Below are 23,167 nucleotides of genomic sequence, written 5' to 3'. Positions count from 1 at the left end.
GGCTTCTGAAGAACTTCTATGGCTTGCAGAAGCCATTTTTATGGCAATTATTATAAGTATAATAGATTTATTAATACTCCCTCTACGGGCATAACAATTATGTCAAGAGCGTAGCATTCAGCCCCGATGGCAAGACCATCGCTTCTGCTAGTAATGACAAAACTGTAAAACTCTGGAATACGGCTACAGGGAAGGAAATTACTACCCTCTATGGGCATAGCAATGAGGTCTGGGGCGTAGCATTCAGCCCCGATAGCAAGACCATCGCTTCCGCTAGTAATGACAATACCGTGAAATTCTGGAATATGTACCCAAATCACCTTAAGAATTTAATAATTTCTGGTAGCCTCAACGATCTGATGAGCTACAGTTGCAACAGGCTACATGTTTATTTACAATCAAATCCCAATGTGAGCGATCGCGATCGCAGAGGGTGCGATGGCATTGGTACTAAGAGCAATTAGCTTTGCAGCCAGAAATTAATTACTGCTACTGCGATGCCTGCTTTGGGCGTAGCCATCGCTATTTCGGGATTTCGGGGCGATCGCTCAAATCCAAACCCTCAACAAACCAGGGGAAAGCAGGCGAGTAATACCAATTTGTAATTAAGAAAGTCAGATATGGTCTGGTTTTTGCAGTTTGAATGTGTTGTCGGATTTTAGAGAATTGGGTAAAACCCTTCGCATACCGATAAATTTCTCTGTTTACCTTCCCTGTAGCAACTTCCGCCTTCCCTGTAACAACTTCCGCCTTCCTTGCAGCAACTTCCGCCAAGACGTTTCGGTGTTTCGCGCAGCCTGTAGCAGCTTCCGCCAAGACGTTTCGGTGTTTCGCGCAGTCTGTAGCAGCTTCCGCCAAGACGTTTCGGTGTTTCGCGCAGCCTGTAGCAGTTTCCGCCAAGACGTTTCGGTGTTTCGCGCAGTCTGTAGCAACTTCCGCCAAGACGTTATAAGAAACAGACTTCTATTGCAGCATCTTCCCTTAAATAGAATACGCTTTTGAGATATAGCAAGTTTTGCAGGGGTAATGGGAAAGGTTTTTCTTTTACCCTTGTTAATATAACGTGAGTTCAATTACTGCGATCGCATACATCACCAACCAAAATTACTGGTTTGGCTTTGACTGGAGTGCGATCGCCATTGAATCTTGGAGCAACAGATCGTATTTATTATAGAGAACTTTCATGTGTCGGCTAAACTGTTCCTCGACAAAATAGCTGCTAGAAAATTCACTTGCAAAAGAAACTTGATGAAAATGATAATCTAGATTCAGCAGATTGTAGACAAGTCTCAAGAAATAATCATCTATCCAAAAATCTACATCAAACAGGGAAATGCCATATTTCCCTTCCAACCTGCGATTTAAAGTTTTCAGTAACCAAGACCATTGAGGTTTGAGCGTCGGATCGATGCGGTTACCAAAGACAGGATTAAAAAACTGATTTACTTGAGTTTTTTTCACATCAGTTACTTTAGTTAATAAATCTGCCGCATTCATTGGAGATGAATTAAACCAATAGTTAGCAACTACTAAATCATGTAAATAAGCAACGACAATTTTAGGGTTTTCTTTAATAAATTGTGAGCGACAGACAATTCCTCTGATTGATGGAATTCTTAAACTAACTGTCTGAGATAAAGGCAGCTTTCTGACAAAAGCATATCCTTCTAAAATTGAGGCAAAAGTGTGACAACACACGTAAGCATCTATAGTTTTATTTGCTAAACTCTTACTTGCTTTCCGAAAATCTTCATTCACTAATCTGCAATCTTTACTGACATCCATATCATAGAGGTCAAATAGAGTAATGATGAACCTATGAGCATTTGAACCAAATAAGGTGGAAATTCGTTTCTCTTGAAGCTCCTGAACAGTGTTTATAGAAGAATCTTTAGGGAGAATAATGTTAATATCCTCACCCAAAAGATTATACGAAGCAATCCCAATTAATTTAGAACCAAAACTTAAATCATCAAAGAATTGGCTACCATTATTCAAGAGAGAAATGTCATCTAAAATACAAATATCCAGCTCTCCCCGTTTCATCTGTCGATTCATTTCTTCCCCAGAGGCGAACGGCAGAATTTGTAACTCGAAATCTCGATTAATTTCAATATTTTTGAAAATAGGTTGTTCAAGTGATGACGATGCTCTTTGTAAATCAGAAATATATTTAGTCCCATACCCAGCAATGAACTGTCCTATGGAATCCCTTTGAATTCCTATCCTCAGAACATTTTCTTCTTTGGAAGAACAGCTACCTAAAATTAGATTCACATTAGGCAAACTTTCCAAGTTATCCCGATCGAGTCTAAAACTTCTCACCAAACTCTCTGCGGATATCAATAACTCACTAAAGCGAGGAACATGAAGATAAATGCCATATTCATTAACATCTTGAATCATCAGAGTTAATGCTTTGTATTTAGATATTATATCAGCTTGACAAAAGTCAGGTATAATCGTTAATTTTTGATTTTCTGAAGCATATTTGAGTACATCTGGATAACTATGTAGCACCTTAGCACTACTTAATTTATTTATCAGAAATTCGTTTTTAGATAGTTCATGATGAACCGCATCTAAAAGTACAACGTCAGCTAGATCAATCTGATTGATTTTAATTAAGCTATGCTCATTGAGATGCTTATTTGCCCCAAAGGAAACAAGCAGCATTTTATGAGTTGTTAATCTAGTACAGTGGTGTTCTTCCTTGTATCCAGAGCAACTATTGAGCAAGAGATCCATCTCTATAAATTGAGAACTTGAGAAAAATATGCTATTCTTAACTGCAATCTCTTTAATATTTCTCCCTGGAAAACAAAGCTTAAATCGCTGTAAATATTCTTTGATCCAGACTTCTAAAATTAAACTAGTAGCCCCCAATATTAAATCTTCACCCTCAGTGCTAAATGTTGCCTGAAATTCTTCTTGCAGATTTTCTACAGTTTCTACTACATTAAATGTCTGGGAAATCAATTTCTTGCCTTTATTAGTCAAGCATATAGAGCCAGGAGAGCGATTTAGGAGAATTACTCCGAAATAATCCTCTATTTGCTTAACTTTTTTACTAATTAGTGCCTGACTATACCCTAGTTTTTGTCCTGCTTTAGAGAAGCTACCACAGTCATCTACTGCTTTTAAAATTTTGATGTGGTTTAGGGTAATGTCTTCGAGTTTAATCTTATTCATACTAGGTAAAGCAAGATTTTTAATTATAAGGCAATTAAGCTGTTCTGCTGTGTATATTCGGAAATCACTAGTTTATGGAAGCGAATAGTATCTTCCAACATAGATTCAAATTTGAGTACTATTAAGTCAACGCCAACGGCTTCGTATTCTTTCAGACGTTGAATAACAGTATAGCGATCGCCAACGAGTTGAGCAGATAAACCCAGATTGGCTTCAATAGTTTGACTGATATCGAGTTTGTTGTGGGCAACTACGTTAGGATCGATTTGCTCTTGAAAATATTTGATCTGCTGCTGATCCGCAGAACGATAAATCGCTGATAATCTGGCTTCGGCTTGGGCGGTATGTTCACGAACGATCGCAAACGCACTCATTGCTACTTTAATCTGACGCTGGTAGCGATCGCTAGCCAATCTTTTCACTTTCTGCACCAATGCTGCCGTTTTTTCAGGATGATCAGCATTGATAAATAAATAATCTCCCTGACGAGCCGCTAGGTCAATCGCCCGGTCTGATTCACCAGCAATGAAAATCGGTGGTGTTGGTGTAGGCTTATCTGAAAGAATACCACCTGCGATCGTGTAGTATTTACCAACGTAATTAAAAGCTTCAACTGTCCACAGCCCCTTGATTACATCAATATACTCTTCTAATCGCGCGTAGCGATCGCTGTGGGGTAACCAAATATCTCCATAGCTTTCTACTTCTAATTTCCACCAACCTGCAATACCACTCAGAGCAAATCTACCATTGCTGAGTTGATTTTGAATGTCTGCACTCAGCTTGGCAACGACCGCAGGTAGTTTAAAACCAGGTTGTACAGCCGCAACAATCTTGATATTTTTGGTATTCAAACTTGTTAAAGCTGCTGTAATCCAAGCGTCAGTCACATTATAGTTAGGGCCATGAACTGCATTCAAGTAATGTTCAGGAATGTAATAGAAGTGATAACCTAACTCATCTGCCTGAACTGCCAGCTTTACCAAATCTTGTGTGGATAAATTAGCTTCATGGTTGACAACTCGCAACCATCCACCACAGACAGGCGACCAAATTCCAAACTGAAGTGGCATAAATTTTTTCCTGTGCCTTTTTCTACGAGACATCAATTAAACTACGGTATTTATATCTTTTTACCGTGATTTAGTAGTTCACACTACCACATTTATTTCTGCTGTGTATAGTTGCAGATGACACATGAAAATCAGTTGTCTATCACGATATGGAATAGTATCGATACTTTGTTGAGTCCTGATTCCTAGTTTGCTCTGACAGAATCAGGCTGATAACCAGCAAATATCAAATAATAATTAAATACTTAGCAAAGTTGGCAGTATTCCATTTTGGAATATGGAAATGGAATTTAAGTATATTGAGTCACGACATCGGAGAAATTATCGTGATACAGTCTGATCCATTAAAAACTACAGTAGTTCAGTCGGGTTATGGTATATTACGACCATCAGAATCCTGAAATTGTCTACTTGTAAACTCAGAGTAGTTTCCAGCCGCTCTCAAGCTTTAAATTTTGATTAAAATTTTGTCGGCTTAAATTTTAGCTGATTTGTTAGCGATGACAAATTAGGCTTTGTTGCATCATAAGCAAATTTAGACAAATAACCAAGCAGTTTCAATTACAAACGCACAATTATGGTAGATATTAAGTTCGCATACTGGATTCCCAACGTCAGCGGCGGGTTAGTTGTTAGTAAAATTCCCCAACGGACAGATTGGACTTATGAATATAATGCTCAACTAGCTCAGACGGCTGAAGAAGTTGGATTTGAATATGCTCTAGCACAAGCCAGATTTATTGCCAGCTATGGCGCTGAGTACCAGCTAGAGGCATTAACAACCGTATCAGCCCTAGCTCCAGTCACCAAGAAATTGAAGCTAATTGCAGCAGTTCACCCTGGATTGTGGCATCCGGGAGTAGTTGCCAAAATGGGTGCCAGCATTGATTTTCTCTCTAACGGACGGTTCGCTCTGAATGTAGTTAGCGGCTGGTTCAAAGATGAATTTACTATATATGGTGAACATTGGTTAGACCATGACGAACGCTATCGTCGTTCAGAGGAATTTATCCGCGTTCTCAAAGGTTTGTGGACTGAGGATGAGTTTCACTTTAAGGGCGACTTTTACCGGATTAACGGCGGTTGGGTGAAGCCTAAACCAATTAATCAGAATCCACACCCAGAGATATTCCAAGGTGGTAACTCCAAAGCAGCGCGGCGCATGGCTGGCCGCGTCTCTGATTGGTATTTCATGAATGGCAACACCATAGAAGGGGTACGAGAGCAGATTGAAGAAGTGTCTGCATTAGCGAGTCTTGAAGGACGCAAAATTAAGTTTGGTCTGAATTCCTTTATCATTGTGCGAGATACGGAAGCAGAAGCCCATGAAGTATTGCGCGATATTATTGCCCAGGCCGATGTAGAGGCGGTGAAAGGATTTGGCGAAGCGGTGAAACAGGCGGGATCTTCGACTCGTGAACGTCAGGGAATGTGGGCGAATTCCAATTTTGAAGACTTGGTGCAGTATAACGATGGCTTCCGTTCAGGCTTAATTGGCACGGCTGATCAAGTAGCTGACAAGATTCGCCAGTTTTATGAAGCGGGAGTTGATTTAATTCTGGGTGGCTTCTTACACTACACAGATGATCTCCCAGCATTTGGGAAGACAGTAATACCAATTGTACGCGAACTAGAAGCTAATCGTCGGACAGCTGATGAGTTGGTTGTGGTGTAGCTGATTTTCAGAGTTAACGACTTCTGCAAGTAGTTGTGTAATTTATCCGGGCTTTAACTGGTAAATCGTTTAATGTTTAAGCCCCTCCCGACAAAAATTTAGATTCAATCTTAGGACTGACACAAAGTAACTTTAAAACTCTAATTACTCCGTGTTACGGAGATTCTGCTCAAGCCGCAAGTGTCCTCTTCTGTGCTTAGAGTGGTTCGTTTTTCCGTTGTCAGTTATTTAATCAGAATCAATAAGGAGTTATATTATGACATCAGTAATTAATACTGAACAGAAGGCGCATATCATTCGGGATGACCAAGAAGCGATCGCGATCGCTCACGAACTAGCAGCTGAGTTTGCCAAGGGAGACTCAGAGCGCGACCAAAATCGGCGTCTCCCTGCTGAGGAAGTGCAAAAGTTCTCCCAGAGCGGATTGTGGGGGATTACAGTCCCGAAAGAGTATGGCGGTGCTTTTGTATCGAGTGCCACCCTAGCAGAAGTAATTAAAATCATCTCCGAAGCCGACTCTAGCCTCGGTCAAATTCCCCAAAACCACCTCTATATGGTGGAAGCAGTTCGCCTAGATGGCACAGATGAGCAGAAGAAGTTCTTCTTTGATTTGGCTCTACAAGGCAAGCGGTTCGGTAACGCCTTCTCGGAAATTGGCACTAAGTCTGTTACTGATGTCCAGACAAAGTTAGAACCAGATGGATCTGACTTCGTACTTAACGGACGCAAATACTACTCTGCTGGGGCATTACTGGCACATTGGGTTCCCGTCATTGCCAGCAATCCAGATGGTAAAACAGTGGTGGCATTTGTCGAACGGGATGCCCCAGGATTGACGCTACTTGATGACTGGACGAGCTTCGGACAGCGTACCACTGCTAGCGGCACTAGCATTATTGAAAATGTGAAAGTTAAAGCAGAACACGTGATTCCGCACTACTTAGCCTTTGAGAGGGCAACACCAATGGGTGCGATCGCGCAAATCATCCAAGCCGCCGTAGACGTGGGGATTGCCAAAGCCGCAGTCCGTGACACCATCTATTTTGTCCGCAACCATACCCGCCCTTGGGTTGACAGCAATTTAGAAAAAGGATACGAAGACCCGTTAACGCTCTATAACTTAGGCAATGTCCAAATTCAGGTTCACGCTGCTGAAGCATTGCTGCGACGTGCGGGTGAGTTTATCGACATCGCCAACGAGTCAGGTTTAGAAGAACCCAAGGTAGTTGAAGCATCGATCGCAGTTGCTGAAGCCAAAGCCTTAGCCACCGAAGCATCACTACTAGCTACCAACAAGTTGTTTGAATTAGCAGGTACTAAGTCCACATTGGAGCAATTCAACTACAATCGTCACTGGCGAAATGCCCGCGCTCACACACTCCACGATCCCGTGCGCTGGAAGTACTACGCTGTTGGCAACTACTTCCTTAATGGAGTCTACCCCCCACGCCATCCTTGGCTGTAATTGTCCCATTCTCTATTGGAGTGACTCAATTTTGGATTTTGGATTTTAGACTTCGGTGTGAGCGCTCAATCGAACGATTTTGGATTAGGAAATTTTTTCAATCTAAAATTGCAAATCTAAAATCTAAAATTCGCTGAGGCATTTGGAGGGAATATTTAGCAGAATGCTTTGCCCCTGATAAATCTAACATTATTGAAGTTGATCCTATAAGTGTTGCAAACCCAACCCAGAGGCGGAGCATTTGGAAAAGCCAGCCATCTAAGGGACTACTTTTTATTGCTGTAATTGCTGTCATTAGCTATATTTTTGAACTCATCTTTGGTCAAATTATTCAGCTGAACGTAGGAACAAAGTTGACTTACATTACTATATGCTTCGTCTGGTGGTGGCATCTAGGTTTTTCCCTCAACGGCTATCCAGGTTCTCGCTTTTCTTCTACCCGATTTAGACGAGGAACAGTGAATTTAGTAGTGCTGTTGGCGCTAGTCTACATTACTGGAGAAGCTTGGAAGTTCATCTCTGCAAAAGCAATTCTCACTGATACACCTGTTGGCTTGTGGGGACAAACAGCAATTATTACAGCCGCCGCCAGTCTATTCTTCTTTGACAATACAATTGTCACCACTGAAGAAGTACGCAACCGGCATCCAGTGAGCGGCTTTATCAATATCTTTTTTATTGCCCCTGCCCTCACCTTTTTGCCACAAATGTGGGGACTTCAACCTTTTTACATCCCTTGGTATTGGTATCCTTGTTCAACAGTGTTCGGCAGTTTCTTTGAACGTTGGCCTTTGAACAAATTGGAACTAGGAATGCCACGTTTGGGGTTACTGCATACAGGTATTGTTTTGTTACTCACTCTGATTACAGAATTGTTCCTCAAACAGCTAGGACTGGATTTGTTTACAACAACGACAGGGCCAACGTTTGCAGCTATTTGGACAACTGTTGGTTTAGGATTTGTTTGGCAATTCAATATGTGGCCTTTCACAGAGCTATCACAGCCCAAAAAAGGCATAGTTGCATCTATTGCTAGTTTAATAATTTCGGTCTTCTTGTATCTCGTGACAGTATCTCTAGTAGGTCAGGAAAATATTATCCAAGGGCTTTACTGCTGGTTCAATATCCTTTGGGTTCAAGTATTCTTAATGGCTCCAGGATTATACGATGGAATTAGCCTTTGGCAGGATATACCGCCACTAGTTGAAGAACAGCAACCCCTGAGCTTGAATAGTGAAGGGCGTTAGAATAATTCTTAATTGATAATGACGCTCTCTACGAGACGCTCTTGCTAGCTTGCTTCTTTGCAGAAGTACGCGGACTCGCTAACGTAATTCGTAGTTAAGAATTCAATTACGAATTAGTAATTAGTTAATAGTTGCGATGTTGTTGTCTCTGCTCCGAATGGCACTAAGATAAGCCCAAAGTCTTGTGTCACCTCGTTCCCAGTCTCTGGACTGGGAATGTATTCTAAGAGGCTCTGCCTCCTCTTTCTTGACGAGAGGCAGAGCCTCCCAGGATGGGTTCCCAGCCCAGAGGCTGGGAACCAGTTAGGGCAAGGGCTATGTCTTAACTCAGTGCTATTCGTCTCTGCTCCCTCTATTTTCTTATACCAATTCACGAAAACCCTGATACAGATAGATTTCTTGTAGGGGCATGGCAATGCCATGCCCTTACCAACGTATTTGTATCATTATTAAAGTGAAATGGTATTAGCAGTGGGAGAGTTTTTTAGCTTTCATATCTGCATTGCTGATTAGAAAGATAAAAAACTCGCCGACTTTCGATGAATTATTCTTTGCACCTTTACTGATTAACTAAAAGGTGAAGGTTGTCCTTACAGTGCCAATTACCGCATCTTGATTGTCATCGTTTTGAGCAGGAGCCGTGATCCAAATTACGCCAGGGGTGATGGCAATGTTATCTGTAAGCCGATACTTGTAAAAGCCTTCAATATGTAAGGATAAATCGTTTGCAGGTGCAGGATTACCACCCCGATAAGGTTCTGCACCCACAAGAACACCACCAAGGTTGCCTTGTTTACCTAAATCTGGGAATGCCAATCCCAGAGCATAGTACCAAATATCTGCACTACCGCTACCTGCCAGATTTTTGGCGTTAGTGTAGCCAAAGAACCCATTGACTGCAAATCGAGGACTAAATTTATAGAAAGCTTCGACTCCGTAGGAGTTGGTAATCATCCGCTCAAATGGAGTATTGGCTTGAGCTGTCCCGACAAGTGGAAAACCACTACCCAAGTCAAATATTGCTCCTCGATTTTGGTAGGCATTTACATAAGTCAAACCAATGCCAGAGTTCTTGTTGGGGTTCCATGCTATTTGTCCAAATGCGCTATATTGACCATTAAAAAAACCTCTGTCTGGCTGAGGACTGGCATGATCTCCTGCTAAGTAACCCAAGCTCAATACCAATTGGTCACTGAATCGATAATTGAATCCCCCACCTGCACCACCACCAATACGGTAGATAGGATTAGAGGAAGCAAATTCTGTCAAAGCACGACCACCTCCTGAGGCACTCTCAAGATAGGGACTCAAAGTAGGAACAAAATCATAAAGTACTCCGTTCACGGCTGCTATATAAGCATCGATTTTGTTGCCAACTGGGAAATAGTAAGAGAGCCAATCTAGGGACAGGTTGTTGTTACTAGGAGCAAGATTGAAGGTTTGTAAACCTTCAGCTGAACCACCAGGAAGCTGCAAAAGAGTAGTGTTTCCAGTACTTAGACGAGTATATAGATTGTCTTTACCTGTAAAGCTAGTTTGGAAAACGAGGCGAACTCTATCTTGAAAAACTGTGTTATCACCATTAACTGAGCCTTGGAAAGCATTCGTAATCACAAAAATGGCTTCCGCAGAAAGCTTTGTTGTTGTAGAAAACTGATTGGCTTCTAGTTCCGCAGTCCGAGCTTCTAAACTATCAACGCGACCCCGTAGAGTTGCTAATTCAGAGGCAAATTCTTCTTGCAGTCTTTGTAAGGTAGTTAAGTCTTCTTTGGTAACTAAGTCAGATGTAGCTGTTGCAATTAGCTCGTTGATGCGAGATAAACAAGCATTTAAGCCTGCTGCAAATTCATAGCGAGTGATGGCGCGGTTTCCCCGATAGATGCTATTTGGATACCCCGCAATACATCCATAACGCTCAACTAAAGATTGGAGTGCAAGAAGCGCCCAATCAGTTGGCTGCACATCTGAAAACTGAGATACAGATGTTACTTGAGATATACTTGTCTGTGGGACACTTATATCACTATTGATTGCAGGAATTTCAGGCGTTTGTACAATGGTTGTTTCCGAAAAATTATCTCCTAAACGTGGAGTTTGGTTGGGGTCTAGGACGCGCTTGGTGATGCCTGCGGCGGGCTGCACCAATGCAGTTGTCATATTTGTTTGAGTCCCAGTCACAGCCACTAAATTCCTGTCTCCAGCATAAGCTGATGTGCTGGCTAGCAAAGTAGCCCCCAAAATCATCGATTCAATGCATAAATTATGAAATGAACGATTGAACATTTCTATCACTCCTCATATTTTTGATAGGCAAAATTTAGTGAAAGCCATCAGACATTTCAGTGATTTGTCAAGCTAAAAATTCATGACTAGCCTTGAGAAATGTTGAATTAGTCTAATACTCAAAAGTTTTCATTAATATCGCTATGCTTCCAGATACATCGTTAATACCTGGCATTTTAATCCCCATATTTCAATGTAAAAAGAATTTTTTTACAACAAAATAATCCCTGTTTAAGCTGGTCTATTTGCTCAGGGAATATCTATCTGTAAAAAATATTTAAACTTTAGACAGAAATCTGATTTTTTTGCCCATTGCTTCTTATCTACTGTTTACTTATCTAGTTAAAGTAGATTTTGGATTCAATTTATTAATATTGCATATATAGTCTGGAAAAACAAGTAGATTATCAGATTTTTTTTAATGTACCTGTTTTTCTGTTTGAGTATCAACCAAATATTTTTTGCTCCAGCACTAACAACCTATAGCTTTAGCAAAATTAATTTAATTTGAACTTGCTTTATTAGTTAAACTCTGCAATGATATCTTTATAGTACGGTAGTTTTATCGAAACACTGTAGATTGAAAGTTTTTCCAGCCAAGTTTATAGTTGCTCCTCACAAAAGGTTAGCAGGAGAAGTTGCAAGATATGCAATTAATCGAAACTAAAGAGTCTCAAAAATATATTGATCTAGCTAAGTCTTTAGCAAAGGAATTTGCAAAGACTGCTGTAGAGCGGGATGCAAAAGGGGGAACACCAAAGCATGAACGCGATCGCTTGCGCCAAAGCAACTTGCTGAAACTGATTGTACCCACAGAGTACGGTGGTTTAGGGCAAAGCTGGATTACCGTTCTGCAAATTACCCGTGAGTTTGCCAAAGTTGATAGCTCCATTGCTCACGTCTTTTCTTACCACCATCTAGGTGTAGTAATTCCTCATATCTTTGGTTCGGCAGAGCAAAAACAGCGGTATTACTCAGAAACTATTCGCAACAATTGGTTTTGGTGCAATGCCCTCAACCCTTTGGATAAAAGAACTACTCTGACACCGGAAAATGATTATTTCCGTCTCAACGGCATCAAAAGCTTTTGCTCTGGTTCTCAAGACTCAGATATATTACCAATCACTGCCACTCATCAAGAAAATGGTGAATTGAATATTCTGGTAATTCCTACCCAACGGCAAGGTGTTACTGTTAATCATGATTGGAATAATATAGGGCAACGTCAAACAGACAGTGGTAGTGTTACTTTTGAGAATGTGTTGGTATACCCTGACGAAATTCTTGGTAGTAGAGACAAACCCAGTCAACCCTTCACCACTATTCGTGCGTGCTTAACTCAATTGAATCTTGCTAATATCTACCTGGGAATTGCACAAGGAGCATTTGAAGCTGCTAAAACATATAGCACTAATACAAAACCTTGGCTGACATCAGGTGTAGAGAGTGCTACCAAAGATCCTTACATCCTCCAGCACTTTGGCAAAATATGGGTTGATCTCCAAGCAGCCACATATTTAACTGAGCAGGCGGGAGAATTACTCCAAGCAGCTTGGGAGCAGGAATGGTCACTTACCGCAGAACAACGGGGAGAATGTGCGATTTTGATCGCTACTGCCAAAGTCGTCGCCACTAGAGTCGGTTTAGACATTACCAACCGCATCTTTGAAGTTATGGGCGCACGCGCTACTAATGCAAAATATGGCTTTGACCGCTATTGGCGTAATCTCCGCACGTTCACTCTCCATGATCCAGTAGATTACAAAATCCAAGATATAGGAAACTGGGCGTTAAATGATCAACTGCCAAAACCCAACTTTTATTCATAGTTATTGACTTTGCTTGTTTAAGATCACAGTACTAGTTTTGTCGTTTTCTAGTTCTCTGATTAAAGAATCAAAACCACTAGTACCGCAAGTCAAAAGTCAAAAGTCAAAAGTATTATGGAATAAGCTCTTTAGGGCTTTTCAATGATCTGCTTATTTACGCCCTGCTGTACTAGTGTTGTTTCCATTTTTGGCAAATCAAGACTGAATTTTACTTATTACAGCACTGATATTGTTGGAAAAAAGCGACCAAGGTTATTCACAAAGTTTTTCAGTTTCCCAAATATACCAATTTCTACAGTGGCGCGATACTTTGACTGTGACAAAAATGTGGGTAATCACAAGGTCTTAAAGGTAGGCAAACTGACGCCACAGTGTACTAGTATCCACTGGGTTAAGAACGGCGTACATTCAAGCAACACCATTCTTTTCGTTTCCACAGGGTAGCAACGACCCAACCATTTTCTTCTAAAGCGTCAGCAACAGCTTTAGATTGTTCTAGTAAAATACCACTGAAGACAGCCCAAGTTTCAGGTTTAGTGATCGCACTCATTTCTGGAACCAATTCAATAATCACATTAGCCAAAATATTGCATACAATACCGTCCACTGGTTTTTCAACTAGTTTTGTCAAAACCTCTACACTTCCCAGTGCTGGTAGTAAACGTTCTGGGCTAATGTCGTTCAGGGCACCATTACTGGTAGTTGATTGCACCGCCAAAAGGTCAGTATCTACTGCATAAACTTTCTCTGCTCCCAGTAGCAGCGCCCCAATGGAAAGGATACCAGAACCACAGCCAATATCCGCAATTACCAGATGTTCATGTTTACCACTAGTACCCACAAACGACTGAGGAACTCCACTCAGCCGCATTTCCAAGGATTCCAAACATAACTGAGTCGTGGCGTGGTTGCCCGTACCAAATGCTACACCAGGATCAAGACGAATCACTAACCGTTCCGTTGTTTCTGGTAATGGTAGCCAAGCGGGGTTAATTAGGAAGCGATCGCCTATTTCCTGCGGATGCCAATATTGTTTCCAGCTAGTCGCCCAATCTTCCTCATCAATCAACTGCCATTGCAGGGAGGGAGATGAAAGTCCTACACAGAGGGCATCTTGACGCAGCCACAGCGATAGCGCTGCCAAATCTAGTAGCTGCGTTTGAATTGTCGGTAGATAAGCCCTGACTAAAGATGAATTTCCTTTGTTTTCACTAGCTGTTCCACGGCAGCCAAAATCTTCCAGTCGCCAAAAGATAGAATCTTCTAGGTCTGGCTCACATAAAATCTGTAGTTCCCACCAGGTGTTTGCCATATAATTTTAGATTTTAGATTTTAGATTGGGGACTAGGTAACGGATAATGACCAATGCGAAAAACAATGAGCAATTAGCCATTACCAATCCAAAATCGTTCGACTGAGCGTTCGCGCAGCGTCTCGTAGAGAAGCCGAAGTCCAAAATCGTTCGACTGAGCGACTTGCTTTGAGCGTACCCCTACGGGGAAGCAAGCTACGCGTAGCGTCTCTAAGAGTTGCCGAAAGGAGCCGAAGTCTGAAATCCAAAATTAAAGTGTTACTGTATACGCGTCCCGAATACCAGGGACTTTTACAATCTCATCCAAAATGCCCTCAGGTAAGGGGTCATCTATACTCAGAGCCATTACCGCATCACCACGGACGATTTTACGACCTACTTGCATACTGGCAATATTCACATTAAAACTGCCGAGTAAAGAACCGAGTTTGCCGATAATCCCCGGCATATCGCGGTGCAGGGTAAACAACATATATTTGCTGGGTGGGACGTTAATCGGGAAACCGTCAACATCAGTCAGGTGAATTTCCCGCTCACCCAACAAAGCGCCTGTGACAGAATGAGTCCCTAAAGTACCCGTGGCTTCTAGATGAAGCGTTCCGGCATAGTCTCTAATGGAAGCATCGCGGGTTTCAATCACCCGAATTCCGCGTTCTTTAGCTTCTATGCTGGCATTTACGTAATTTACCCGTTCCCGCAAAGCTTGGTAAAGTAATCCTTTCAGGGCAGCAACTACCAAAGGCTGACTTTTGTTAGTCGCGAGTTCCCCTTGCAGTCGAATATTGAGTACTTCCACCCGTCCGCCAGCTAGCTGTCCCACCAGGTTACCTAGAGTTTCTGCTAGTTGCATGTAGGGTTTGAGTTCTTCTAACACATCGGGGCCGAGTCCGGGAATGTTGACGGCTGAACGTGCTGGTAGTCCTAAAAGTACATCCCGAATTTGTTCGGCAACATCAATGGCCACATTTACTTGAGCTTCCGCGGTGGAGGCTCCCAAATGGGGGGTGAGGATGATTTCTTTGCCTAGCGATCGCAACTCAGATTCACCCAGTGGTTCTGACTCGAACACATCCAAGGCTGCACCCCCGATTTTACCCGCTTTCAGAGCTGCTGCTAAGGCTACTTCATCAATGATCCCACCACGAGCGCAGTTGATAATCCGGGTTGTGGGTTTCATCTTTGCCAGGGTTGTGGCATTGATTAAGTGGGTGGTTTCTGGGGTTTTAGGGATGTGTAGGGTAATATAGTCTGCTTGCTGGAAGAGTAAATCTAGCTCCACTAGCTGACAGCCAAGTTGTTCGGCTCGGTCTGTAGAAATAAAAGGGTCATAAGCTAGGAGTTTCATCCCCATTGTCTTAGCTACAGTGGCAACATGGGAGCCAATTTTACCCAAACCAACAACGCCGAGAGTTTTTTTGTAGACTTCCGCGCCGACAAAGCTATTGCGATCCCACGCACCGCGTTTCACCGAAGCGTTAGCATCGGGGATGTGGCGAGACAAAGCCAAAATCATTGCTAGCGCATGTTCAGCGGCGGCAATTGTATTTCCCTCTGGAGAATTGACTACCACAATTCCCCGGCGTGTGGCAGCAGGAACATCCACATTATCCACACCCACACCAGCACGACCGATGATTTTTAGCTGCGTGCCGACTTCAATAATTTCTTGGGTGACGCGTGTACTAGAACGAATCATCAGCGCGTCATACTCACCAATAATTTGGAGCAGTTCGGCTGGTTTTAGACCTATTTTGACATCAACGGTAGCAACTTGAGAAAGAATGTCAATTCCAGCTTGGTCAATAGAATCTGAGACAAGAACCTTAGACATGATTATTTCATTTAAAGCTACAGGTTTTGCTGCACAAGACTTTTTAGTTTAGTCTTTATCTGTCGCAATTCAGCAAAAATTATTCGTTTTAATATCAACTTAACCTTCTTACGCTCCGTGCTGATAGTATCGAAGCGTGAGTTGCTTCCGGTGGGTACTGCCTCCTAAGTATTTGAACATGAGTGGCTGTTTGCGCCACCCTGTCGCTAAATATAAAGCATGAATAGCACTAAGCACTTATATATTTATTAATAGTTAAGAGTTACCAAAATTTTCTCGGCTTAAGCAACTTCCTTGGTGGGGTAGAAACGCCTGTATTCTTGACTGGGCTGCAACTTTAGCTGAGGCAATGCTCTGTACAACCAAAAAACCAGCCAGCAACTATTATATCTGTCGAATCTTGGCTGTTTCTCTATACCATAAGTAGTATCCTTTAGTCAAAGCAAAACATTGCATCATCAAGATAATCGGATTGTGACAGTTAGAATTTAGGTATCAAATAAATTTTCTTGCTCATGATTGCGGCAGACTTAAGATTGTCTAGTAGCTAAAAGCTGCCAATTAGTATCAGTAAATTACTTAAAGATATAGTAGTAAACTAATGACATAGTTAATGCCCGTGCGTCACTGATAGCGAACGCGAACAGTGTTTTGTAGAGTTGTGTAAAGCCTTCTCTACGAGAGGCTGCGCCAACGCTTAGAGCGAGTATTCGAGTGTCACAGCCCGTTGTAGACATCGCTAGCAAAGAAATCGCTATAATTCTGGTGAGCCAAATAGAGCCAAATATCCTTTGAGTTTTGGGGAGACCAGCCATGTTAGAGTACAACTTGCCAAGGTACTTGCCTTCAGCCGAGGAACTACCTGACTCCGATGAAACGCCTGTGGATAACGAACTGCAAGAATTGATACCAGGCTTACTGAAGGCGATCCTGCTGATACTTTGGGCAGAACGCATGGACTGGCTCTTTGTCATAGATATGGGTATTTATTATCACCCCGATAAACCGCCTATTGTGCCAGATGGGTTTTTGAGCTTAGGGGTAGAGCGGTTTTATGATGAAGAGTTGCGTCCCAGTTATGTGCTGTGGGATGAAAATGTTGTACCGATTTTCGTGCTAGAAGTAGTTTCCCAAAATTATCGCAAGGAATACACCACTAAATTGGATGAATATGCGGCTTTGGGTGTACTTTACTACGTGATTTATTCCTCCCGTCGCCGTCGCAAACCGCATTTGGAAGTACATAAGTTAGTTAATGGTAAATATGAATTGCAAGAGGGAAACCCCGTTTGGCTACCAGTAATTGGGCTGGGAATTGGTTGCGAAAGGGGAAATTATTGCGGTGTAACGCGGGAATGGATGTATTGGTATGATGAACAAGGACAACGGTATCTCACGCCCGCAGAACAAATAAAACAAGAAACACAACGCGCTCAACAAGAAACACAACGCGCTCAACAAGAAGCACAACGCGCTGAAGTTGCAGAACAAAAGGTGCAACAATTGACAGAAAAATTAAGAGCGCTGGGAATAGATCCAGATAATCTGGGTTAATTGAACGTGAGTTCGACGAACCTCTCCCTGTCTTGAATTAAAGTTCAAGTTTCTCTCGCCCGTCGGAGAGGGACAAATTTTGCATAGTAAAACTTCTTAGAGGTTTTTTATTCGACTAATTAGGCCAACACTATGTAACCCATCGAACTCACGTTAACTGAAATATTTTGCAATATTTTCAATAAGCCTGAAAAATTAGGTTTTTCAAATTTATGTATTCGCTATAAATCTGGGTTTGCTACTAAAAGCTGTCAGGGAAAAAACTATTGCTTTTTAGGAATAACGTTCCTGATTCCACTTTTAGTAGAGACAGTATCACCTTTGTAACGAGGGATGATATGAATACTGGCGTGCATAATATTTTGACCGGCGGCTCTGTTAATATTCATTCCTATATTAAAGCCATCAGGTTCAAATTCTGTTTTGAGAATTTCTTGTACTTTGTTCACCATAAACCAGCAAGCAGATTGCTCTTTCAATGGTAATTCAAAATAACTGCTAACATGACGTTTGGGAATAATCAAAATATGTCCTTTACTTATTGGATAGCCATCAAAAACAGCATAAGCAGTTGCTGATTCAGTTAATAGTTTTAGAGTTTTATGGGGATTACAGAATATACAATAATTAGATGAATTTCGCTGATTATTATAGTGGACATACTCATATACTTCCCGATGTTCATCTAAAATGATTGAAGGAAAGGGAAGTTTTACAATACACTGATAGGTAGGTTTTTTGTGGACATAATGTTCTCTAAACCCTTCTCTTTTGATATCCCTTCTTACAGCATAATAAGCTTTTCCTCCTGGCTTTAATAAGTGTGAGATTTCCATAATAACATTAGTTTGTTCTTCAATAAATAAAACATTTAAAACATAAAAACAAATTATTGTATCGAATGTATTTTGAGGATATTCTGGAAAATAATAAGGGTCATAGCCTGTAATATCACAACCTTTTTGGCGCAATATTTTAACATCATTACCAAAGCCACAACCAAAGTCTAGTATTTTGCCTTGGAGAAGGTTTTGATTTAATAAAAACTGTGCAGGGAATGATAGATAATTTCTTTCGATCGCAGTGAGATGGCTGAACTGATTTTTTTGCTGTTTCATGGAATTTTGGTGCTGATGTCCCAAAATTATTATTCCCAGCATCCCTTTAGATTATGCGATGTCTACGACGGGCTATGACGCTCGTTCGCCTTTGGCGTCTCCCCTTCTCCCATTCGTGAGAGGCTAGCGCCAAGGGAGAAGACTCGCTAACGCAACTCTTAGAGACGCTACGCGAACGCTATCGGCGTCGCATCAGGGTCAATACCTAGCTCGCGTAACTTAGCTGCTAATATATCAGCACGTTGGCGTTCTTGTTCGGCGCGTTGGCTTTCCTGTTGGGCACATTGGCTTTCCTGTTGGGCGCGTTGGCGTTCTTGTTGGGCTTGTTCGCTGCTCCACAACAGCAGATTTCCTTCTCTATCCCACCAGCGCAGCCAATTCATGGTTTGGCATAATATTTCACCTTGCCAAATTCCGACAAATAACTCTAACTCAGGAATCCAGTAAGGTCCATTCGTATCTGCTTGCTGCGAAGTATATTGTCCATTTTGCAAGCACCGTACTTCTATGCTTGGTTCGTAGGGGTCCTAGGTTACGTAGGTTGGAACTTGGAGAATCTTTAAGCGCAGCAGCGATCGCAGGTTGTTGAATATTTTCTAGCGGATCGTCAGGTAAAATGAAGTCGGCTGGAAGTGCTTCCCAAGTAACAATTGGTTCTTTTTGGATGGGGTTAACTTGTAGAACCATAAAACTACTCCTAATATCAATGCACAGTTATTAGTTATTTTTAACAAATCTTCAGCTAGCATCGCTCTTAACTTAGAAGACTCAGAAATCTGGAAATATTCCTCAAGCTAGTGTATATACTCGTAGTCAAGCACTTAGCAGGCGTGAATATGATGTTTGAGTGGTTCACTCTTTGGATAGGTCAAAAAACGGTTGGATTTCTTGTCAAAACTATTATTAGCGAAGAATTTGTCAAGGATTTACTCAAGGACTACGCTAAAGATTTTTTCAAAAATATCTTTAACAATGCTGTAACCGCGCCTTTTAAGCGAGAACCCTTGGAGAAAGCTATTGTCATGGCTGTAACAGAATTTTTAGAACTTATGCAGCAGGATTTAGATGATAGTGAACTTGCTGAAGATGAAATTAAAAACTATGAGCAGCCGTTAAATAAATTTCTGAAGCATCCAGAAGTCAAAGCAATTTTGGGAACTGCTTTTAAAGATGACTCTCAAGCTATAGACACCAAGAAATTAGAAACAATTTGGTATGAACTTAATGCTTCATACCCGTTACCGGATGATTTTAACTGGAAACGGATTGCCAAGAAATATCTGCAAAAGGTTAAAGAGATTATTATAGGAGTTCCTGAACTGCAAGAGATTCTGGATTCCCGAAATTTAGACAAAATCCAGAAAAACACAACAGAGATAGCCGGGATTATTCCTGATTTTGATTTGGAAAGATACCAAGAAGCTATTAAAGAAACCTATAGCAATCTTAATTTAGATAGCTTAGATACGAGTACCTATGATTATCGAGATAAACTCAAAGTCTGGGATATATTCATAGCACAAAATGTCCGCGAAATTCATCAAGTTATTCCCCGAATTCACGAGCTGCCGAAAGAACATCTCCGAAGATTGCGAGAAAGTAACGAACTGGAAGCAGAAGTCGAGTTAAAAGAATTAGAACGCTACAAACGAGTTTATTTAGAACAACCGAAACGTTCTGTAGTGGATATTGTCAATGAAAAGCAGACTTATAAATATATCGTAATTCTGGGCGACCCTGGTTCCGGGAAATCTACTTTATTAAAATACTTGGCATTAAATTGGGCTAGGAGTCCTCTGAATAATTCTTTTTCTCTACCGATTCCTGTGCTGATTGAGTTACGCACTTATATGCGGCGGCGGGAGGATAAAGAGTGTCATAATTTTCTGGAATTTTTTCATAAATGTAGTGGTGCGATTTCTCACCTCAACCAACATCAACTGCACGAACAGCTAAAGAGTGGTAACGCTTTGGTGATGTTCGATGGTTTGGATGAGGTATTTGATCCTGCTCAACGAGAAGATGTAATTATTGATATTCATCGCTTCACTAATGAATATCGTGATGTGCAGGTTATTGTCACTTCTCGCGTGATTGGCTACAAACCGCAACGTTTGCGAGATGCTGAGTTTCACCACTTTATATTGCAAGATTTAGAACCAGAACAAATTCAGGATTTTATTTACCGCTGGCATGAGTTAACTTTTATCGATACAGCGGATAAAGTTAGAAAACGGGAACGGCTGCAAATAGGGATTGAGACTTCACAATCTATTGCAGAACTAGCAGGAAATCCTCTGTTGTTGACGATGATGGCGATTCTGAATCGGAATCAGGAATTGCCAAGAGATAGAGCCGAACTTTATAATCAAGCATCGCGGGTACTGTTGCATCAATGGGATGTGGAACGTGCTTTGCAAGAAGATAAGAGGTTAGATCCTAAAACTATTGATTATAAAGATAAGCAAGCAATGTTGCGTCAAGTTGCCTATCATATGCAAACCGGCGATAAAGGTTTGGCTGGCAATTTGATTAGTGCAGGTGATTTAGAGAAGATTTTGACTGACTATCTCAAAAGTCTAGAAGTGAGTCAAGCTAGAGAACTTGCGCGAGTGATGATTAATCAACTGCGGACTCGCAACTTTATTTTATGTTTCTTGGGTGCAGATTACTATGCCTTTGTGCATCGGACTTTTTTAGAATATTTCTGTGCTTGGGAGTTTGTCTGGCAGTTTGAGAAGGAACGCAGTATTACAATTGAGTTTCTCAAAACAGAAGTTTTTGGCAAACACTGGCAAGATGAAACTTGGCATGAGGTATTGCTGTTAATTGCGGGAATGATTGAGCCAATATTTGTTGGGGAAATTCTTGATTACTTAATGGCGCAAGATGGTGAAGAGGAAAAATTTATCAACTTGTTTTTAGCGGCTAAGTGTCTTGCAGAAGTGAGAAATCGCTTGGTGATTGCGTCAGTGGTTAATAAATTGTTTGACGAGCTACAAGATTTAACTAAATATGACCTCTGGTACTATTACAGACCCTTTAAAAATGAAGAAACTAAGCTAGTTCAGGAAATTCGCACTCAAGCAGTTGTAACAATCGCCGCAATTTGGAAAGATAACTATAATACCTTACACTGGCTCAAAGACCGCGCCAGTGTTGATAAATCTGGGGATGTGCGATATGCAGCTATCCAAGCATTAGCCAGCAATTTCAAAGATGACTCAAACACCCATTCGTTTCTTAAAAACCTCGCCACTACTGATAAATATGAAGATGTTCGACATGCAGCCATCCAGACATTAGCCAGCAATTTCCCAGATGACCAGGACACTTACTCGATTCTCAAAGACCGCGCCAGTGTTGATAAATCTGGGCATGTGCGATATGCAGCCATCCAGACGTTAGCAAGCAATTTCCAAGATGACCCCGACACCTATTCGTTTCTCAAAGACCGTGCCAGTGTTGATAAATCTGGGCATGTGCGATATGCAGCCATCCAAGCATTAGCCAGCAATTTCCAAGATGACCCGGACACCTATTTGTTTCTCAAAGATCGTGCCAGTGTTGATAAATCTGGGGATGTGCGATATGCAGCCATCGAAGCATTAGCTAGCAATTTCAAAGATGACTCAAACACCCATTCGTTTCTCAAAAACCGCGCCACTACTGATAAATATGAGGATGTTCGTCGTGCAGCTATCCAAGCATTAGCCAGTAATTTCCCAGATGACCCGGACACCTGCTCAATTCTCAAAGACCGAGTCACTGCTGATAATGCATGGAATGTGCGATATGCAGCCATCCAAGTATTAGCCAGCAATTTCCCAGATGACCAGGACACCTGCTCAATTCTCAAAGACCGTGCCACTGCTGATAAATCTGGGGATGTGCGACGTGCAGCCATCCAAGCATTAACTAGCAATTTCCAAGATAACCCGGATACCGACTCGTTTCTCAAAGACCGCGCCACTGCTGATAATCAAGGAGGTGTGAGACGTGCAGCCATCGAAGTATTAGCTAGCAATTTCCAAGATGACCCGGATACCCACTCGTTTCTCAAAGACCGCGCCAATGCTGATAATGAAGGGTATGTGCGAGGTGCAGCCATCCAAGCATTAGCCAGCAATTTTCCACATGACCTAGACACCCGCTCGTTTCTCAAAGAACGCGCCACTGCTGATAATGAAGGGTATGTGCGAGGTGCAGCTATCCAAGCATTAGCCAGCAATTTTTCACATGGCCCGGACACCCACTGGTTTCTCAAAGAACGCGCCACTGCTGATAAATCTGGGGATGTGCAACGTGCAGCTATCCAAGCATTAGCGAAACACTTCAGAAATCAGCCTGAGTTGTTTGAAATTTACTACAACTGTGCTGTCAATGGCTTCTTTGAAGGTAGTCATGATCCCTGGCAGCACCCCAACCCTCGGCGCGTTGCACTGGAAATAATTATTAAGCAATATGCTCAACATCCCCAGACTTTACCACTGTTGCGCGACAAAGCAGAGAATGACCCAGATGAGCAGGTGCGAAAGTTTGCTCAACAGAAGTTAAACCAGTGGGGAGAGTAAATGTGAGCTGAGTA

At 41.8% G+C, this 23,167-nt stretch carries 15 protein-coding genes and 1 pseudogene; 7 read left to right on the top strand and 9 right to left on the bottom strand.

The window, feature by feature from the left end; translation table 11 throughout:
• Positions 1–137: 137 nt before the first annotated feature.
• The gene (locus tag V7K46_RS03965) at positions 138–464 is read left to right on the top strand and encodes a WD40 repeat domain-containing protein (protein WP_442939800.1); all 327 of its coding nucleotides are present in this window, start codon (positions 138–140) and stop codon (positions 462–464) included.
• Between the two features lie 58 nt (positions 465–522).
• Here V7K46_RS03965 and V7K46_RS03960 read toward each other — a convergent pair whose 3' ends face one another.
• The 3 genes from V7K46_RS03960 to V7K46_RS03950 form a co-directional block, all read right to left on the bottom strand.
• Positions 523–900, bottom strand: coding sequence for a hypothetical protein (locus V7K46_RS03960; protein WP_335111250.1), 378 nt, complete (start codon positions 898–900; stop codon positions 523–525).
• Positions 901–1,104: 204 nt separating this feature from the next.
• Positions 1,105–3,192, bottom strand: coding sequence for a LysR family transcriptional regulator (locus V7K46_RS03955; protein ID WP_335111248.1), 2,088 nt, complete (start codon positions 3,190–3,192; stop codon positions 1,105–1,107).
• Between the two features lie 23 nt (positions 3,193–3,215).
• Positions 3,216–4,265 carry an LLM class flavin-dependent oxidoreductase gene (locus V7K46_RS03950; protein WP_335111246.1) on the bottom strand — a complete coding sequence of 350 codons (1,050 nt, stop codon included), beginning with the start codon at positions 4,263–4,265 and terminating at the stop codon, positions 3,216–3,218.
• A 577-nt stretch (positions 4,266–4,842) separates the two neighbouring features.
• Here V7K46_RS03950 and sfnG point away from each other — a divergent pair.
• Together sfnG and V7K46_RS03940 are read left to right on the top strand one after the other, a co-directional pair.
• Positions 4,843–5,940, top strand: coding sequence for a dimethylsulfone monooxygenase SfnG (sfnG, locus tag V7K46_RS03945; RefSeq protein WP_335111244.1), 1,098 nt, complete (start codon positions 4,843–4,845; stop codon positions 5,938–5,940).
• Positions 5,941–6,196: 256 nt separating this feature from the next.
• On the top strand, positions 6,197–7,405 hold the full coding sequence (locus tag V7K46_RS03940; RefSeq protein ID WP_335111242.1) for an SfnB family sulfur acquisition oxidoreductase: 1,209 nt from the start codon (positions 6,197–6,199) through the stop codon (positions 7,403–7,405).
• A 97-nt stretch (positions 7,406–7,502) separates the two neighbouring features.
• Here V7K46_RS03940 and V7K46_RS03935 read toward each other — a convergent pair whose 3' ends face one another.
• Positions 7,503–7,700, bottom strand: coding sequence for a hypothetical protein (locus tag V7K46_RS03935; RefSeq protein WP_335111240.1), 198 nt, complete (start codon positions 7,698–7,700; stop codon positions 7,503–7,505).
• A 58-nt stretch (positions 7,701–7,758) separates the two neighbouring features.
• Between V7K46_RS03935 and V7K46_RS03930 the strand changes: the two genes are divergently transcribed.
• Positions 7,759–8,652 (top strand): hypothetical protein, encoded by an 894-nt coding sequence (locus tag V7K46_RS03930; RefSeq protein WP_335111238.1) that lies wholly within the window; start codon positions 7,759–7,761, stop codon positions 8,650–8,652.
• Between the two features lie 570 nt (positions 8,653–9,222).
• On the opposite strand, the gene V7K46_RS03925 is transcribed toward V7K46_RS03930, so the two are convergent.
• Positions 9,223–10,935 (bottom strand): iron uptake porin, encoded by a 1,713-nt coding sequence (locus tag V7K46_RS03925; protein WP_335111236.1) that lies wholly within the window; start codon positions 10,933–10,935, stop codon positions 9,223–9,225.
• Positions 10,936–11,582: 647 nt separating this feature from the next.
• Between V7K46_RS03925 and V7K46_RS03920 the strand changes: the two genes are divergently transcribed.
• Positions 11,583–12,764: an acyl-CoA dehydrogenase family protein gene (locus V7K46_RS03920; RefSeq protein ID WP_335111234.1), complete on the top strand. Its 1,182-nt coding sequence runs from the start codon at positions 11,583–11,585 to the stop codon at positions 12,762–12,764.
• Positions 12,765–13,155: 391 nt separating this feature from the next.
• Here the strand turns inward: V7K46_RS03920 and prmA are convergent, their stop codons facing one another.
• Together prmA and serA are read right to left on the bottom strand one after the other, a co-directional pair.
• Positions 13,156–14,076 carry a 50S ribosomal protein L11 methyltransferase gene (prmA, locus tag V7K46_RS03915; protein ID WP_335111232.1) on the bottom strand — a complete coding sequence of 307 codons (921 nt, stop codon included), beginning with the start codon at positions 14,074–14,076 and terminating at the stop codon, positions 13,156–13,158.
• A gap of 250 nt (positions 14,077–14,326) precedes the next feature.
• Positions 14,327–15,907 (bottom strand): phosphoglycerate dehydrogenase, encoded by a 1,581-nt coding sequence (gene serA, locus V7K46_RS03910; protein ID WP_335111230.1) that lies wholly within the window; start codon positions 15,905–15,907, stop codon positions 14,327–14,329.
• An 813-nt stretch (positions 15,908–16,720) separates the two neighbouring features.
• Here serA and V7K46_RS03905 point away from each other — a divergent pair.
• A complete protein-coding gene (locus tag V7K46_RS03905; RefSeq protein WP_335111228.1) occupies positions 16,721–17,461 on the top strand; it encodes a Uma2 family endonuclease in 741 nt (246 codons plus the stop codon).
• Between the two features lie 263 nt (positions 17,462–17,724).
• On the opposite strand, the gene V7K46_RS03900 is transcribed toward V7K46_RS03905, so the two are convergent.
• Positions 17,725–18,579 carry an HIT family protein gene (locus tag V7K46_RS03900; protein WP_335111226.1) on the bottom strand — a complete coding sequence of 285 codons (855 nt, stop codon included), beginning with the start codon at positions 18,577–18,579 and terminating at the stop codon, positions 17,725–17,727.
• A gap of 167 nt (positions 18,580–18,746) precedes the next feature.
• Positions 18,747–19,266 (bottom strand): annotated as a pseudogene (locus tag V7K46_RS03895) (hypothetical protein).
• Positions 19,267–19,415: 149 nt separating this feature from the next.
• On the opposite strand from V7K46_RS03895, the gene V7K46_RS03890 reads away from it, so the two are divergent.
• Positions 19,416–23,153, top strand: coding sequence for a HEAT repeat domain-containing protein (locus V7K46_RS03890; protein ID WP_335111224.1), 3,738 nt, complete (start codon positions 19,416–19,418; stop codon positions 23,151–23,153).
• Positions 23,154–23,167: the final 14 nt, after the last annotated feature.

It is taken from the genome of Nostoc sp., assembly GCF_036917395.1.
Classification (GTDB): Bacteria; Cyanobacteriota; Cyanobacteriia; order Cyanobacteriales; family Nostocaceae; genus Nostoc.
The sequence above is the reverse complement of the archived record's forward strand: the minus strand, read 5'-3'. Positions and strand labels throughout refer to the sequence as shown.